The organism is Sphingomonas sp. (assembly GCF_019746665.1).
In the GTDB taxonomy this organism is placed as follows: domain Bacteria; phylum Pseudomonadota; class Alphaproteobacteria; order Sphingomonadales; family Sphingomonadaceae; genus Sphingomonas.
This window is the reverse complement of record NZ_JAIERS010000012.1, coordinates 21,249-34,904: the sequence shown is the minus strand read 5'-3', so window position 1 is coordinate 34,904 and position 13,656 is coordinate 21,249. Positions and strand designations below refer to the sequence as shown.

At 68.1% G+C, this 13,656-nt stretch carries 18 protein-coding genes; 9 read left to right on the top strand and 9 right to left on the bottom strand.

The window, feature by feature from the left end; genetic code table 11:
* Positions 1 to 100 precede the first annotated feature (100 nt).
* Positions 101 to 1,582 (bottom strand): replicative DNA helicase, encoded by a 1,482-nt coding sequence (locus K2X73_RS08515; protein ID WP_294109965.1) that lies wholly within the window; start codon positions 1,580 to 1,582, stop codon positions 101 to 103.
* A 103-nt stretch (positions 1,583 to 1,685) separates the two neighbouring features.
* Between K2X73_RS08515 and K2X73_RS08510 the strand changes: the two genes are divergently transcribed.
* From K2X73_RS08510 to dcd, 4 genes are read left to right on the top strand one after another with little or no spacing between them, the layout of a single operon-like run.
* Positions 1,686 to 2,168: a UPF0262 family protein gene (locus tag K2X73_RS08510; protein ID WP_294109963.1), complete on the top strand. Its 483-nt coding sequence runs from the start codon at positions 1,686 to 1,688 to the stop codon at positions 2,166 to 2,168.
* The gene (locus K2X73_RS08505; protein WP_294109961.1) at positions 2,165 to 2,839 is read left to right on the top strand and encodes a GH25 family lysozyme; all 675 of its coding nucleotides are present in this window, start codon (positions 2,165 to 2,167) and stop codon (positions 2,837 to 2,839) included. The genes K2X73_RS08510 and K2X73_RS08505 overlap by 4 nt, the downstream gene beginning before the upstream one ends.
* Positions 2,836 to 3,270: a cytidine deaminase gene (gene cdd, locus K2X73_RS08500; RefSeq protein WP_294109959.1), complete on the top strand. Its 435-nt coding sequence runs from the start codon at positions 2,836 to 2,838 to the stop codon at positions 3,268 to 3,270. Before K2X73_RS08505 ends, cdd begins: the two co-directional genes overlap by 4 nt.
* Positions 3,267 to 3,818: a dCTP deaminase gene (gene dcd / locus K2X73_RS08495; protein WP_294109957.1), complete on the top strand. Its 552-nt coding sequence runs from the start codon at positions 3,267 to 3,269 to the stop codon at positions 3,816 to 3,818. Before cdd ends, dcd begins: the two co-directional genes overlap by 4 nt.
* A 249-nt stretch (positions 3,819 to 4,067) precedes the next feature.
* On the opposite strand, the gene K2X73_RS08490 is transcribed toward dcd, so the two are convergent.
* From K2X73_RS08490 to K2X73_RS08475, 4 genes are all read right to left on the bottom strand, one after another.
* Positions 4,068 to 4,487 (bottom strand): biopolymer transporter ExbD, encoded by a 420-nt coding sequence (locus tag K2X73_RS08490; protein ID WP_294109955.1) that lies wholly within the window; start codon positions 4,485 to 4,487, stop codon positions 4,068 to 4,070.
* Positions 4,488 to 4,503: 16 nt separating this feature from the next.
* Entirely contained in the window at positions 4,504 to 4,989 is a 486-nt protein-coding gene (locus K2X73_RS08485; protein WP_294109952.1) for a biopolymer transporter ExbD, read from the bottom strand.
* 58 nt (positions 4,990 to 5,047) lie between these two features.
* Positions 5,048 to 5,824, bottom strand: coding sequence for a MotA/TolQ/ExbB proton channel family protein (locus K2X73_RS08480; RefSeq protein WP_294109950.1), 777 nt, complete (start codon positions 5,822 to 5,824; stop codon positions 5,048 to 5,050).
* 75 nt (positions 5,825 to 5,899) lie between these two features.
* Positions 5,900 to 6,598: an energy transducer TonB gene (locus K2X73_RS08475; protein ID WP_294109948.1), complete on the bottom strand. Its 699-nt coding sequence runs from the start codon at positions 6,596 to 6,598 to the stop codon at positions 5,900 to 5,902.
* A gap of 328 nt (positions 6,599 to 6,926) precedes the next feature.
* Here K2X73_RS08475 and K2X73_RS08470 point away from each other — a divergent pair, with 328 nt between their 5' ends.
* Positions 6,927 to 7,667 carry a hypothetical protein gene (locus K2X73_RS08470; RefSeq protein WP_294109946.1) on the top strand — a complete coding sequence of 247 codons (741 nt, stop codon included), beginning with the start codon at positions 6,927 to 6,929 and terminating at the stop codon, positions 7,665 to 7,667.
* Here the strand turns inward: K2X73_RS08470 and K2X73_RS08465 are convergent.
* The 3 genes from K2X73_RS08465 to K2X73_RS08455 form a co-directional block, all read right to left on the bottom strand.
* Positions 7,639 to 7,935 (bottom strand): Rossmann fold domain-containing protein, encoded by a 297-nt coding sequence (locus K2X73_RS08465; RefSeq protein WP_294109945.1) that lies wholly within the window; start codon positions 7,933 to 7,935, stop codon positions 7,639 to 7,641. The two genes, K2X73_RS08470 and K2X73_RS08465, sit on opposite strands and share 29 nt — an antisense overlap.
* Positions 7,932 to 8,300: a dihydroneopterin aldolase gene (locus tag K2X73_RS08460; protein WP_294109943.1), complete on the bottom strand. Its 369-nt coding sequence runs from the start codon at positions 8,298 to 8,300 to the stop codon at positions 7,932 to 7,934. The genes K2X73_RS08465 and K2X73_RS08460 overlap by 4 nt, the downstream gene beginning before the upstream one ends.
* Before the next feature lie 62 nt (positions 8,301 to 8,362).
* The gene (locus tag K2X73_RS08455; RefSeq protein ID WP_294109942.1) at positions 8,363 to 8,995 is read right to left on the bottom strand and encodes a glutathione S-transferase N-terminal domain-containing protein; all 633 of its coding nucleotides are present in this window, start codon (positions 8,993 to 8,995) and stop codon (positions 8,363 to 8,365) included.
* A gap of 118 nt (positions 8,996 to 9,113) precedes the next feature.
* Between K2X73_RS08455 and K2X73_RS08450 the strand changes: the two genes are divergently transcribed.
* The 4 genes from K2X73_RS08450 to K2X73_RS08435 are packed head-to-tail and all read left to right on the top strand — an operon-like array spanning position 9,114 to position 11,946.
* Positions 9,114 to 9,566 carry an N-acetyltransferase gene (locus K2X73_RS08450; RefSeq protein ID WP_294109940.1) on the top strand — a complete coding sequence of 151 codons (453 nt, stop codon included), beginning with the start codon at positions 9,114 to 9,116 and terminating at the stop codon, positions 9,564 to 9,566.
* A 39-nt stretch (positions 9,567 to 9,605) separates the two neighbouring features.
* The gene (locus K2X73_RS08445) at positions 9,606 to 10,160 is read left to right on the top strand and encodes a DUF1285 domain-containing protein (protein WP_294109938.1); all 555 of its coding nucleotides are present in this window, start codon (positions 9,606 to 9,608) and stop codon (positions 10,158 to 10,160) included.
* Positions 10,157 to 10,741: a CoA pyrophosphatase gene (locus tag K2X73_RS08440; RefSeq protein WP_294109937.1), complete on the top strand. Its 585-nt coding sequence runs from the start codon at positions 10,157 to 10,159 to the stop codon at positions 10,739 to 10,741. The genes K2X73_RS08445 and K2X73_RS08440 overlap by 4 nt, the downstream gene beginning before the upstream one ends.
* Positions 10,738 to 11,946 carry a CCA tRNA nucleotidyltransferase gene (locus K2X73_RS08435; protein ID WP_294109935.1) on the top strand — a complete coding sequence of 403 codons (1,209 nt, stop codon included), beginning with the start codon at positions 10,738 to 10,740 and terminating at the stop codon, positions 11,944 to 11,946. The genes K2X73_RS08440 and K2X73_RS08435 overlap by 4 nt, the downstream gene beginning before the upstream one ends.
* On the opposite strand, the gene K2X73_RS08430 is transcribed toward K2X73_RS08435, so the two are convergent.
* Positions 11,916 to 13,643, bottom strand: coding sequence for an EAL domain-containing protein (locus K2X73_RS08430; protein WP_294109933.1), 1,728 nt, complete (start codon positions 13,641 to 13,643; stop codon positions 11,916 to 11,918). The two genes, K2X73_RS08435 and K2X73_RS08430, sit on opposite strands and share 31 nt — an antisense overlap.
* Between the last annotated feature and the right edge of the window lie 13 nt (positions 13,644 to 13,656).

Sequence of the window (13,656 nt, the reverse complement as noted above, 5' to 3'; positions counted from 1 at the left end):
CGGGACGTGCCAGCGCTTTACGCGGCTACTGTCTGGCTCACGTGATCATCAACTACATCATGTCCAGCGTGGTTTAGCAAGCCACAATGACGACGGTACGCTAGCCTACTGGCGCGCCTGGGCCGGCATAGTCGCTGAAGCGCGTCACTTCGCGATCGAAGAACAAGGTCGCTTTGCCGGTCGCGCCGTGGCGATGCTTGGAGATCAGCAGCTCCGAAATGCCCTGGATGCGGTTCCCCTCCTCCAGCCAAGCCATATAGGCGTCGCTCGATCGGTCGGTGGGCTCGCGCGCGGCGTGGTAATAATCGTCGCGATAGACGAACCACACCATGTCCGCGTCTTGCTCGATCGAGCCCGATTCACGCAGGTCGGAGAGTTGCGGGCGCTTGTCCTCGCGCTGCTCGACCGCGCGGCTGAGCTGCGACAACGCGACCACCGCGACGTTCAGATCTTTCGCCATCGTCTTCAATCCGCGCGAGATTTCACTGATCTCCTGCACGCGATTGTCGCCACCCCGCGCGCTACCCGACAGTAGCTGGAGATAATCGACCACCACCAGCCCGATCTCACCCTCGAACTTGCGTTGCAGCCGGCGCATCCGCGTGTGCAGCCCGGCGATCGAGAGGCCTGCGGTATCGTCAATGTACAGCGGCAGGTTTTGCAGTTCGATCGACGCCTGGATCAGCCGCTGCATTTCCTGCGAATTAAGCGTGCCCATGCGTAGTTTCTCACTGGAGACGCGCGATTGCTCGGCGAGAATGCGCGTCGCGAGCTGGTCGGCCGACATTTCCAGGCTGAAGAACGCCACCCGCGAGCCGACAGAGCGGCTGCCCTCGATTCCGTCCTCGCGGTCGCGCAGATAGCGCTGCGCGGCGTTAAAGGCGATGTTGGTGGCGAGCGAGGTCTTGCCCATGCCCGGCCGCCCGGCGAGGATCACCAGGTCCGACCGATGCAATCCGCCCGTCTTGCCGTTGACCGAATCGAGCCCGGTCGTGATGCCCGACAGGCTCCCGCCCGCATTCTGCGCGCGCTCGACCATCTGTAGCGCGAGCGTGGCGGCGGCGCCGAACGTCTTCACCGACTTCTGGCTCTCGGTGTCGCCCGAGATGCGGAACAGCGACTCCTCTGCCTCCTCGATCTGCTTCTTGGGGTTGACCTCGCTCGAGGTATCGAACGCCTTGTCGACCAGCTCGCGCCCGACGCCGATCAGCGTACGCAGCATCGCCAGATCCTTGATCTGCCCGGCGAAATCGCGCGCGCCGATCAGCGCGGCACCGCTTCCGGTCAGCTGCGCGAGATAGCTCGGGCCGCCCAGCGCCTGCATCCCGGCATCCTGCTCGAACATAGGTTTCAGCGTCACTGGCGTGGCGAGCAGCCCGGCGCGGCGCAGCTTCTTCACCGCCTCGAACACGCGGCCGTGGAGCGGATCGTAGAAATGCTCGGCATCGAGCAACTCGACCATGTCGTCCGCCACCCGCGCGTCGATCAGCATCGCGCCGAGCAGAGCGGCCTCCGCCTCGACATTGTGCGGCAGCGCGCGGGCGGGCGCGGCGGTGGGGGGAGCAGCAAAAGCGGTCGCCATCCCGCCCCCTTCTCACTCCGCCGCGCCGGGCTCAAGCGCGCGTTGGATTGAAACACGTGGATAAGGTTGATTCGCGCGCCGGTTCGCCCGATAGGCTGAAGCCATGGTCGATCCCCGCATCATCGACATCACCCTCGACGAGCATACGATCCTGTGGCGCAACGCCGATATCGAGCAGGAGCGGCGGATCGCGATCTTCGATCTGATCGAGGGTAATTATTTCAAGCCCGCGCGTGAATATCCGGATGGTTATTCCGGGCCGTACCGCATCGCGCTGTCGGTGGAGGAAGGGAGGCTCGCCATCTCGATCGCGCGCGAGGATGGCAGCGCGCTTGAGACTTATGTGCTCGGGCTCGGCCGCTTCCGCCGCCCGATCAAGGACTATTTCGCGATCTGCGACAGCTATTATCAGGCGATCCGCCATGCGACGCCGCAACAGATCGAAACGGTCGACATGGCGCGGCGCGGGGTCCACAACGAGGCAGCCGAGCTGCTCAAGGAGCGGCTGGAAGGCAAGATCGAGATCGATTTTGATACCGCCCGCCGCCTGTTTACCCTGATCTGCGTGCTTCACATCAAGGGATGAAGCGCTGGCTGCCCGTCATCGCCGCCGGCGCGATCGGCCTTGGCTGCCTGGGCTTGGCCGGCTGGCGGCTCGCGGAAAGCTGGGCGCCGTCGCGCGAGCGCTACCCCTTCCAGGGCATGGACGTTCGCGGCGGCGAGGGGCCGTTCGAATGGCGCCAGTTGAAGGCAGCGGGCGCGGCGTTCGTCTATCACGTCGCGACCGAGGGCATCGCTCGCGACCCAGCGTTCGAGAGCGATTGGGAGGCGCTCGCCGAGGCCGGACTGGGCCGCGGCGCGATCCATGTCTATTCCCTATGCGCCCCCGCGCGCGCGCAGGCCGAGGCGTTCCTGGCGCTGGTGCCGCGCAGTCCCGACGCGCTGCCGCCCGCGCTCGCGCTCGATTTCGATCCCGCCTGCCCCCGCCGGCCCGAGCGCGCCGCGCTGATTGCGGAGTTGCGCCAGATGCTCGGCGCGATCGAGGCCCATGCCGGCCATGCCGCGTTGCTCCGCGTCTCCCCCGCGTTCGAGCGCGCTTATCAGGTGAGCGCGGCACTGCCCTGCCCCGTCTGGGAAACCGGCAACCTGCTCGCCCCCGATTATGCCGCCCGACCCTGGCGAATGTGGCAGGCGAGCGACTTTCACCGGATCGAGGGCGCCCCCGCGCCCGTCCATTGGGACGTGATCGCACCATGAACGACCTGATCGCCGCCGCGCGCGCCGCCGCGGCCCATGCCTATGCGCCCTATTCAAATTTCGCGGTGGGTGCGGCACTGCGGCTCGCCGATGGCGGCATCATCACCGGCGCCAATTTCGAGAATGCGAGCTACGGCCTGTCGCTCTGCGCCGAGACGGTGGCGCTGGCGAGCGCCAACAGCGGCGGCCAACTGCGTGCGGTGCGCGAGGTCGCGGTGATCGGCGGGGTGATGCGCGCCGAAGGATTGGGCGATGCCGGGATCGTCACCCCCTGTGGTCGCTGCCGCCAAATCCTGAATGAGGCGGCACAACTGAGCGGCCACGACCTGCCGATCCACTGCGCCAGCGTCGCGGGCGCGGTCGTCACCCATAAACTTTCGACGTTGCTACCCCATGCCTTCGGGCCGGCCAATCTGGGAGTCGACGCATGATCATGGCCGACCGCTGGATCCGCGAGCAGGCGCTCGCCCACGGCATGATCGAGCCGTTCGTTGAGCGCCAGGTGCGCGAGGGCTGCATCAGCTATGGCTTGTCGAGCTATGGCTATGACGCGCGGGTGGCCGACGAGTTCAAGATTTTCACCAATGTCGATTCGGCGGTGGTCGATCCCAAGAACTTTGCCGCGAATAGCTTCGTCGATCGCCAGACCGACGTGTGCGTGATCCCGCCCAACAGCTTCGCGCTCGCCCGTACGGTCGAATATTTCCGGGTACCGCGCGACGTGCTGGTGATCTGCCTCGGTAAATCGACCTATGCACGCTGCGGGATCATTGTGAACGTCACCCCTTTGGAGCCCGGCTGGGAGGGGCATGTGACGCTCGAATTCTCGAACACGACCCCGCTGCCGGCGCGCATCTATGCGAACGAGGGCGCGTGCCAGTTCCTGTTTCTGCAAGGCAACGAGCCCTGCGAGGTGAGCTACGCCGACCGCGCGGGCAAATATATGGGCCAGCGCGGGGTGACGTTGCCCAAATTGTGAAGGTCGGGCTCCGCCTCAAGGCGTTTCTTGGTTCGTGCAGAGGCGCAGAGGGCGGCGATCTCAGGAGCGCGCGAAGCGTTTATCGTCATAACGGCGAGGCGCCTTCGGTGACTTGGGGAGGCCCCAAGCCCCCTCCTCTTTGCGTCCTCTGCGCCTCTGCGCCTCTGCGCGAACCAATCAGCCGGCCTGCCCATAAGAAAAGGGCGGCGCGAAAGCCTCGCCCCGCCCCTTCACAACTGAGTGCAACAATCAGAAATCGTTGCGATACTGCTCGTTGCCGACAAACCCCAGCTTGCCGACGCCCGACCGCTTGACCACCGCGAGCACACGATCGACAACTTCATAGCGCGCTTCAGGCTCGGGCTGGAATTGCAGCTCGGGCTCGGGATCGAGCGACTTTGACTGCTCGAGGAACTGCGCCAGCGTCTGGTCGTCGACCGGCTGGCCGTTCCACAGCGTGACGCCCGCCGCGTTGATCACGATCTTGTTCTTCACCGGATCAACGGTCTGCGGATTGCTCTTCTGCGGAAGATCGACCTTCACCGCATGGGTCGGGATCGGAAGCGTGATGATGAACATGATAAGGAGCACGAGCAACACGTCGATCAACGGCGTGGTGTTCATTTCCATCATCGGTTCGCCATCATCGGAACCGCCGCTCATTGCCATGATCTGTTACTCCTGATCACTGCCGCTCGGCGAGCGCGGAGCCCGGCGGCGGCTGCGAGATGAAGCCGACCTTGGGATAGCCGGCCTTCTGCATGGTGAAGATGGTGCCGCCGATGCACTTGTACGGCGTGTCGACGTCGCCGCGGATATGTGCCTCGGGCAGGTTGTCGGCGGTGAGGCTGTCACCCATTCGCTCGACGTCGGCCTTGAGCTTGGCCACCGCGCGGTCGAGCAGTTCCTGGCTGCTGACCTTGGTCAGGTTCCAGAACACCTCGCAAGTGCCGCCGGGGCCGCCGCGCACCGCGAGCGAAATATTCTCCGGCTTGGTCACGGTCGGGTCGTACCGAACCTCGGGCAGCTTCACCTTCACCGACTGCACCGCGACGGGCACCGCGATCAGGAAGATGATGAGCAGCACGAGCATCACGTCCACGAGCGGCGTCGTGTTGATGTCCGACAGGGGCTTATCGGCGGAGCCTCCTCCGCCAGTGCTGATCGCCATTTGCGAACTATCCTATGTGTGAACAGCCCCGGGCCGCGCGCGACCCGGGGCGAAGCAGTTACGCCGCGGTCGGCTTGGCGGGCGCGGCCGCCGGCTTGGCGGGGGCCGCCGCGGGCTTCGCGCCGCGCGTCACCGGGCGCACCGCGCCGTTGGAGGCAAGGAAGCCGAGCACGTCGTTCGAGAAGGCGTTCAGGTCCTCGGCGATCTGCTTGTTGCGGCGCTGCAGGAAGTTGTAGCCGAGCACCGCCGGCACCGCGACGACCAGACCGAAAGCGGTCATGATCAGCGCTTCACCCACCGGCCCCGCGACCTTGTCGATCGACGGGTCGCCCGACGAACCGATCTTGATCAGCGCGCGATAGATACCGACCACGGTGCCGAATAGCCCGATGAACGGCGCGGTCGCGCCGACGGTCGCGAGGAAGGCGAGACCACCGCCGAGCGACGAATTGATCGTGGCTTCCGAGCGTGCGAGCGAGCCATGCAGCCAGTCATGCGCTTCGACCGGATCGGTGAGCTTGCCGTGCTGCTCCTGCGCGGCGAGGCCGTCATCGACGATCTGGCGATAGGCCGAGTTCGGCTCCAGCTTGGCCGCGCCCTCGCGCAGGCTGGTCAGGTTCCAGAAGCCCGAACGGACGCGCTTGGTCTGCGCGTTGATCTTCGACTGCTCGAAAATCTTCACGAAGAAGATGTAGAGCGAAACGAACAGCATGAGCGTGAGGATGCCCGCCACGGACCAGGCGATCACGCCGCCCTGCTGCAGCGCTTCCCAGAAGCCATACGGATTTTCGTTCTTCGCGCCCCCGGCGGCGGCGGTGAGGATGGTGGTCAGCATAGTGTTTTCCTTATCGGTCGATCATGGCCAGAAAAAAGGATGCCGGCGCCACGGTCAAGCAGCGCCGGCGGTTCATTATTCGTCGCGCAGCTGCCAGCGCACCGGCAGCGTATAGTTCGATTCGACGGCGTTGCCCTCGGTGTCCTTCGCCGGGGTGAAACGGCCGCTCCGCGTCGCGACACGGCAGGTGACGGCGTCGAGCTCGCCGTTGCCGCTGGAGGTGGTGACGTTGCACCCCGTCACGCGCCCGTTGGTGCCGATCGTCAGCGCGACAACCACGCGCCCCTGCACGCCCTCGCGCTTGGCCGAGGCGGGGTAATAGTCCTCGGTGAACCAATCGCCCGGGTTGCCGCGCGGCGAGGCGCGGCTGGCGAGGCTCGGCTTGGGCGGTGCGGGCGGGGCGACGACCACCGGCGCCGGCGGCGCGGCGGTCACCGTCACCGGCGCGGCCGGCGGCGGGGTCGCGGTGGTGACGATATTCACCGGCGGCGCGGGCGTTTGCACGATCGCGGGCGGCGCGACTACCGGCGGCGAGGTCGGCTGCGGGGTATCCGGCGGCGGCGGCGGCGGCTCGTCCGGCGGCGGCGGCGGCGGCGGTGGCGGCGGCGGCGGTGGCGGCGCGACGTCGAAGGTGTTCAGCTGTTCGCTAACCTTTTTGACGTATTGGAACGCCAGGCCGGTGACGAACGCGTAGCCCAACACCGCCATAAGGATGACGACGACGACGACCGCCACCAACCTTGTGCCGCTGTTATCGCGATCTGCATAAGCCATTCAGGTACGAAACTCCGTTTTTATCCGGCAACCCTGCCCCGTGTCCGGCCCTGCCCCAGGGTCGGCCGCGGCCGGGAGCCGTGAGCCTTTATATCCTACAGAGCCCGAGTCTCTATCGCCCACTCGAAACCCATGCAAACGCTTTGTCGGACGCAACAAACGTACAATCCCTGGTTGGCCGATTTATTTCTGTATCAAAAACACTTCCTACGCTAACGGCGCGGGTATGTCCCGCGTTCCCGCCCTCGCGTTTTTGACAGCGTTTACCGCGCTCTTCGCGCCGCCATCCGCGGTTCTCGGCCAAAATCCGCCACTTGCGGCAGCGCCGGTGCCACCCCCGCCTTACGCCTTTGTTGCGGATTTGCTGCGCACCTCGCCCAGCGTGATCGACGCGGTGGTGCGCTCGGCGGGCCGGTTGAAACCGGCGGAATCGCCAGGGCTCGCGCCAGGATTCGTCCGGTTAGACGTCACCGCCGACGTGCTCGCGCAGATCCGCGGCCGCGAATCACTGCCAGCGCGCGTTAACTATCTGGTCGATGTGCCGCTCGACGCGCGAGGCCGGCCGCCCAAGCTGAAGGGCCAGCGCGTACTGCTGTTCGCCGCCCCCGTCGCGGGCAAGGCGGACCAAATCCAGCTAATCGGCAAGCGCGGCCAGCAGGCCTGGACGCCGAGCTTCGACGCGCGCCTGCGCGAGATCGCCCGCGCGCTCGTCGCGCCCGACGCGCCGCCGGAGATCACCGGCATCGGCAATGTCTTCCACGTGCCCGGCAGCCTGCCTGGCGAGGGTGAAACCCAGATTTTCCTGACGACCAAGGACAGCCGCCCGGTATCGCTGAGCGTGTTGCGGCGCCCTGGCGAGCAGCCGCGCTGGGCGGTGGCGCTGAGCGAGATCGTCGATGAAGCCGCCGCTCCGCCGGCGCGCGATACGCTGCTCTGGTATCGGCTCGCCTGCTTCCTGCCGCCGGCGCTCCCCGACCGGGCGGTGCAGGCGCTCGGCGCACCGGACGCGGCCGCAGCACGCGAGGATTATACCCTGGTTCTCAATCAGTTGGGGCGCTGCGAGCGCTGAGGGCAAGGACCTGCCCAGTGGTGCAGTCGGCGGCCTCCAGAAAGGCGAGCGCCTGCTCCACATCCGCCGCCGCCACGCCTGCGCCGCAATCGACCGCGTTGACCCGCGCCGGGGTGCGCTCGATCGCGAGCGGACCGATCGCGGCGCTCGCCAGGGCGCGCTCGAGCACGCCGAGGTCGGCGCCGAGCACTACCACGACGTCCCCGGGCGCCGCGCGCACCGCCTCGAGCAACGCGGGGCAATCCGCGGTCGCCTCGATCCGCGTCATCGCCGGTGGCGCGTGAGAGTGATGCCGATCGATTCGCCCGCCTCGGCGATCGCGAGCTTGACGATCTTAACCCGCACCCAGCGCAACCGCTGATCCTGCAGCAGCAGGGTTTCGCAAATATGATCGGCGACCGCCTCGATCAGGGTGAAATGGACCCCCTCGGGCAGCGCCGTGGTCGCGGCGCGTTTCAGGTCGAGATAGTTCTTGGAGGCTGAAAGCGGCGTGCCTGGCGCGTAATGCGGCTCGCAATCGAGTTCGGCGGTGATCGAGATGCGCAGCGGCTGGGGCAGATGGGTCTCTTCCGAATAAATGCCGGTGAGCACCATCGCATCGATATCGTGCACCTCCAGCTCGAGCCGATCCACGCCTGTCTCCTTCGCCAAAGCGCGGCCCCTTAGAGCATCGCGACGCGGCGCGCAAAGTGGGATCAGGCCTGGGCGCACGGCCGGGCGCTCGCGGCGGCATACCAGCGGCCGAGCGCCGAATCGGGCGCGGGCTGGGGCAGCTTGGCGGTCTTGGCGAAATCCATCGTCACCAGCGCGCTGATATCGGCGAAGCTGAAGAAGTCGCCCGCGATCCAGGGGCTCTGCGCCAGCCGCGTCTCCAGCGTGTGGAGAAAGGCGCCCCACATGATCGTGCCGCGTGTCGCGAGTTCGGGGATCAGCGGGATCGGCGGCCACTGGCCGGGCACCCCCCGCCCCTCCATCGCCGGGCGGCTGTTGCGGAACACATAGACGGCCGCCGCATAGCCATCGCTTTCGATCCGCCTTGTCCAGCTCTCGATCCGGGCGCTGTCGAGCGCTGTCGCGCCGAAGAGCGGTGGTTCGGGGTGCAGCGTTTCGAAATAGCGGCAGATCGCGCTCGATTCGCAGATCACCTCGCCCGAATCGAGTTCGAGCGCGGGCACCACCCCGCGCGGGTTCACGCGCAGATAGGCTTCCTGGAAATGCTCGCCCTGGCGCAGGTCGATCGTCACCCGCTCGACCTCGATTCCCTTTTCCGCCAGATAGATGCGGACGCGGCGCGGGCTCGGCGCCCAGGGCGAATCATAAAGTTTCATCGACATCTCCCGCCCCGGCTTGCGTTGCCGGCGGCCAAGGCTATGGCGCGCGCGCGCCGCCGTCCACTTCCCCCACCATTTTCGGAGACCTGCCATCGCGCCCCAGCCGCTCGCCACCGTGCCGCTCCCCGCGATCGAGGCGCTGCTCGATCGTGCGTTCGGGGCGGACCGGCGGCGACGCACCGCCTATGCGATTCGCGCCGATGCCGCGCCGCTCGCGGGGTTGAGCTTCGCGCTGAGCGACGCGGGCGGGTTGATCGCGGCGCTGCTCGCCTTTCCCATTACCCTCGCCGTTGACGATGGGACGCGCGTGCCGCTGGTGATGGTCGGCCCGGTCGCGGTGGCGCCCGAGCGGCAGAGCGAAGGCCATGGCGCGGCGCTGATGCGCGCGCTGCTCGCCGCCGCCGGCGACGCCCCGCTGATGCTGATCGGCGATCCCGAATATTATGGCCGCTTCGGCTTCACCGCCGCGCGCACCGGCCAGTGGCGCGCGCCCGGGCCGGTCGAGCGCCACCGCCTGCTCGCGCGCGGCCCGGTAGCGGACCAAGCCGGGATGCTCGGCCCGGCGTGAGGCTTTACGCTGGCGGCGCGGCTGCTTAAGTCGCGAGCCATGCCGATGCCGCCACCCCCCGATCTCGCCGCGCTGTCGCTCGCCGATGTCGCGCGGCTGGTCGAGGAGCAGCGCCTGCCGCCGGTCGAGCGCTGGAACCCGGCGCATTGCGGGCATAGCGACATGCGGATCGCCCGCGACGGCCAATGGTATCATCAGGGCAGCCCGATCGGGCGCGAGGCAATGGTTCGGCTCTTTTCCCGCCTGCTACGGCGCGAGGCGGATGGCGGCTTCGTATTGGTGACGCCGGTCGAGAAGCTGACGATCGACGTCGAGGACGCGCCCTTCGTCGCGGTGGAGATGAAGGCGGAAGGGGAAGGCGACGCCGCACGGCTCGCGTTCCGGCTCAACACCGGCGATCTGGTGACGGCGGGGCCGGACCATCCCCTGCGCCTCGCCGCCACGCCCGAGGGGCCGCGCCCCTATCTGCATGTGCGCGGCGGGCTGGAGGCGGTGCTGGCGCGCCCCGTTTATTACGAACTCGCCGAGCGCGCGATCGAGAGCGATGGCGGGGTTTGGAGCGACGGCGCCTTCTTCGCGCTCGACCCGGCATGAGCCTTGAAGCGCGCCTGCGCTCGGCGCTCGCCGGGGCGCCCCCCGCCGATCTGCTGCTGAGCGACGCGCGCGAGCCGATCGCGGAGGGACCGCCGCTGACCGAAGCGGCGGTGCTGGTGCCGATCACCGATCGCGCCGAACCGGGCGTGGTGCTGACCCAACGGCTGGCGACGATGCGCCGTCACCCCGGGCAGGTCGCCTTTCCCGGCGGGCGGATCGATCCCGAGGATGCCGACGCCGTCGCCGCCGCGTTGCGCGAGGCCGAGGAAGAGATCGCCCTTCCCCGCCACCTGCCCCGGGTGATCGGCGCGGCGGATCGCTACCACACCGGCACCGGCTATGCCGTCACCCCGATCGTCGCGATCGTGCCGCCCGATCTCGATTTCACCCCCAATGCGGGCGAAGTCGCCGATGTGTTCGAGGTGCCGCTCGACTTTCTGCTCGATCCGGCCAATCACCGCGTCGCCAGCCTGATGTGGCAGGGGCGTGAGCGGACTTTCTTCGAAATGTATTGGGGCGAACGACGCATCTGGGGGGCGACCGCGGCGATGATCGTCAATCTCGCGCGGCGATTGGCATGAGCGTGGTGCTGCCGCCCGCCGCGTGGCGCGACCGGGCGGGCCTCGCCGCGCTGTGCGCCGCGCTCGATGCCGGGGCGGACGGGGCGCGCTTCGTCGGCGGCGTGGTGCGCGATACGTTGCTCGGGCTGCCCGTCCACGACATCGACATCGCGACGAGGTTCGGCCCGCAAGCGGTGATCGAGCGGGTGCGCGCGGCGGGGCTGAAAGCGGTGCCGACCGGCCTCGCCCACGGCACGATCACCGCCGTGCTGCCCGATGGTCCGGTCGAGGTGACGACGCTGCGCCGCGATGTCAGCACCGATGGCCGCCACGCCGAGGTCGCCTTCACCGACGATTGGCGCGAGGACGCGGCGCGGCGCGATTTCACGATCAACGCGCTCTACGCTGATCCGTCGAGCGGCGCGGTGCATGATTATTTCGGCGGGCTCGACGATCTGGCGGTGCGGCGGGTGCGCTTCATCGGCGACCCGCTCCAGCGCATCGCCGAGGATCACTTGCGCATCCTGCGCTTCTTCCGCTTCTCGGCGCGGTTCGGCGCGGCGATCGACCCCGGCGGGCTCGCCGCCTGCACCGCGCGCGCCAACGACCTGATGGCTTTGAGCCGCGAGCGCGTGGCGGACGAGCTGCTCAAGCTGCTGGTCGCCGCCGCCGCGCCGGAGACGGTCGCGCTGATGATCGCGCACGGGATTTTTCGCCCGGTGCTGCCCGAGATCATCAGCGCGGATCGACTGGCGAGAGTCGCCACGTTCGAGCGCGCCGTGGGCCTTCCCCCCCATGCGATCCGCAGGCTCGCGGCGCTGTTGCCGGACGATCCGGCGCTCGCGGACACCATCGGCGCGCGGCTGAAGCTCTCCAACGCGCAACGCAAGCGGCTGATCGCGGCGGTCGAGCCGGTGCTCGCCACGCCCCGGGCGCTCGCTTATCAGCTGGGGCTCGAAGGGGCCGCCGATCGGCTCGCGCTGCACGCGGCGGCCGATGAGGCGCTATCGAGCTGGCGGATCATCGCCGATTGGCCGGTGCCGCGCCTGCCGCTGTCGGGCGGCGAGCTGGTCGCGCGCGGCCTGCGCAAAGGCCCCGATGTCGCGCGCACGCTCCGCGCGATCGAGGCGCGCTGGGTGGCGGAGGATTTTCCGGGCGGGGACCGTTTCGCCGCCATCCGCGACGAGGGCGTCGCTCAGGCGCTGGCGGCGCTCAACAGCGCATAGGCTTCATCCGCTTCGAGCGGGCGGGCATAGAGATAGCCCTGGCCATAGCTGCACCCCAAGGCGGCGAGCGTCTGGGCAAGCTCGTTGGTCTCGATTCCCTCGGCGGTGGTGTGCATCCCCAGCGCCTGGGCGAGGCCGAGGATCGCGCGCACGATCGCGATCTTGTCGCGATCGGCGAGCATCCCGGTCACGAAGCTGCGATCCATCTTGAGCACGTCGATCGGCAGCTTCTGCAGATAGGCAAGGTTCGAATAGCCGGTGCCGAAATCGTCCATCGCCAGCGTCGCGCCGAGCCGCTTCAGCGCCTGCATCGTCTGCGCGACGCGGTCGGGATCGCCGATCAGCGCGCTTTCGGTGAGCTCCAGGGTCAGCCGCTTGCCGTCGAGCCCGGCGCCGGCGAGCGCCTGCTCCACCGCGAGCGGCACATTGTCGCGCTGGAGCTGGATCGCCGAGATATTCACCGCGACGCGCACCCCGCAATCGCCGCCCGCGCGCCGATCCCATTCAGCGAGCGTGCGCGCGGCTTCGGCCAGCGCCCAGCGCCCGAGCGGCACGATCAGCCCCGATTCTTCGGCGACGGGGATGAAATCGGCGGGCGAATGATCCTGCCCGTCATCGGTCCGCCAGCGGCTCAGCGCCTCGAAGCTGGTGATCTTGCCGGTAGAAAGATCGATGATCGGCTGGAACGTGAGCCGCAGTTTCTGCGCGTCGATCGCGCGGCGCAGCGCCGTTTCCAGCCCGAATTGCTCGCGCGCTGCGGCGAAGGCGCCGCGATGATAGGCCTCGGCGACCCCGCTCGTCTTGGAACGCTTCACCGCGAACTGGGCGTGGCGGATCAGATCCTCGGCGTCGTCGATCGGATCGGCGCCAAAGGCGATGCCGATCGAGCACGACACCCGGATCTCGAAATCGGCCAGGCGGAACGGCGTGGTGAGCGCCGCCTGGATGCGCTTGGCGACATGAGCCGCGTCGTCGCGCCCTGTTTCGAGCGAGAGCAGGATGCCGAACTCGTCGCCGCCCAGGCGGGCGAGCGTGTCGCCGCTGCGCAGCGCGCCCCGGATGCGGCGGGCGACGGTGATCAGCAGCTCGTCCCCGGCGAGCGAGCCGAGGCAGGCATTCACCCGGCTGAAGCGATCGAGGTTCACCACCACCACCGCATAGTTGGCGCGGGTGTGCGGATCGGCGCCCAAGGTCTGCTCGAGCAGGTCGGTGAACCCCGCGCGGTTGGGCAGGCCGGAGAGGCTGTCGGTCAGCATCTCGCGGCGCAGATTGGCCTCGGTGCGGCGCTGCGCGGTGTGATCGAGCAAGGTCACCAGGCAGCGCGGGCACCCCTCGCGCTCGACCGCGCGGGCGAGATGCACCTCGTAATAGCGTGCCTCGACCGCCTCGCCGAATTGCCAGGGGAAGTGATCGCGCGCGTCGCCACCCGCCAGGAAGGCCTGGATGCGCCCCGCCAGCAGCGAGACCAACGGCGGGCGCTCGTCCTCGCCGCTGATCCGGGCGGAGAGATAGGCGTCGTTGCTCGCCTCGATGCGGAACCGGCCGTTGGCCAGCCGCAGCACCACCGCCGGGATCGGCAGCAGCTCGACCGCGCGGCGCGTCATCATGTCGAGTTCGGACGCGGCAAACGGCTCCGCCGCCGCGATTGGAAGCGGATCGAGTGCAGTAAGCGACCGGGGCACACGTGGAGCCATCATTTCAGCGGCTAAT

What these genes read in the sequence shown, in the direction of transcription:
- K2X73_RS08515 (WP_294109965.1), bottom strand. Translation starts at nt 1,582, where the DNA reads ATGGCGACCGCTTTTGCTGCTCCCCCCACCGCCGCGCCCGCCCGCGCG.
- K2X73_RS08480 (WP_294109950.1), bottom strand. Translation starts at nt 5,824, where the DNA reads ATGCTGACCACCATCCTCACCGCCGCCGCCGGGGGCGCGAAGAACGAA.
- dcd (WP_294109957.1), top strand. Translation starts at nt 3,267, where the DNA reads ATGATCATGGCCGACCGCTGGATCCGCGAGCAGGCGCTCGCCCACGGC.
- K2X73_RS08475 (WP_294109948.1), bottom strand. Translation starts at nt 6,598, where the DNA reads ATGGCTTATGCAGATCGCGATAACAGCGGCACAAGGTTGGTGGCGGTC.
- K2X73_RS08505 (WP_294109961.1), top strand. Translation starts at nt 2,165, where the DNA reads ATGAAGCGCTGGCTGCCCGTCATCGCCGCCGGCGCGATCGGCCTTGGC.
- K2X73_RS08440 (WP_294109937.1), top strand. Translation starts at nt 10,157, where the DNA reads ATGAGCCTTGAAGCGCGCCTGCGCTCGGCGCTCGCCGGGGCGCCCCCC.
- K2X73_RS08430 (WP_294109933.1), bottom strand. Translation starts at nt 13,643, where the DNA reads ATGATGGCTCCACGTGTGCCCCGGTCGCTTACTGCACTCGATCCGCTT.
- K2X73_RS08510 (WP_294109963.1), top strand. Translation starts at nt 1,686, where the DNA reads ATGGTCGATCCCCGCATCATCGACATCACCCTCGACGAGCATACGATC.
- K2X73_RS08445 (WP_294109938.1), top strand. Translation starts at nt 9,606, where the DNA reads ATGCCGATGCCGCCACCCCCCGATCTCGCCGCGCTGTCGCTCGCCGAT.
- K2X73_RS08435 (WP_294109935.1), top strand. Translation starts at nt 10,738, where the DNA reads ATGAGCGTGGTGCTGCCGCCCGCCGCGTGGCGCGACCGGGCGGGCCTC.
- K2X73_RS08490 (WP_294109955.1), bottom strand. Translation starts at nt 4,487, where the DNA reads ATGGCAATGAGCGGCGGTTCCGATGATGGCGAACCGATGATGGAAATG.
- K2X73_RS08465 (WP_294109945.1), bottom strand. Translation starts at nt 7,935, where the DNA reads ATGACGCGGATCGAGGCGACCGCGGATTGCCCCGCGTTGCTCGAGGCG.
- cdd (WP_294109959.1), top strand. Translation starts at nt 2,836, where the DNA reads ATGAACGACCTGATCGCCGCCGCGCGCGCCGCCGCGGCCCATGCCTAT.
- K2X73_RS08455 (WP_294109942.1), bottom strand. Translation starts at nt 8,995, where the DNA reads ATGAAACTTTATGATTCGCCCTGGGCGCCGAGCCCGCGCCGCGTCCGC.
- K2X73_RS08485 (WP_294109952.1), bottom strand. Translation starts at nt 4,989, where the DNA reads ATGGCGATCAGCACTGGCGGAGGAGGCTCCGCCGATAAGCCCCTGTCG.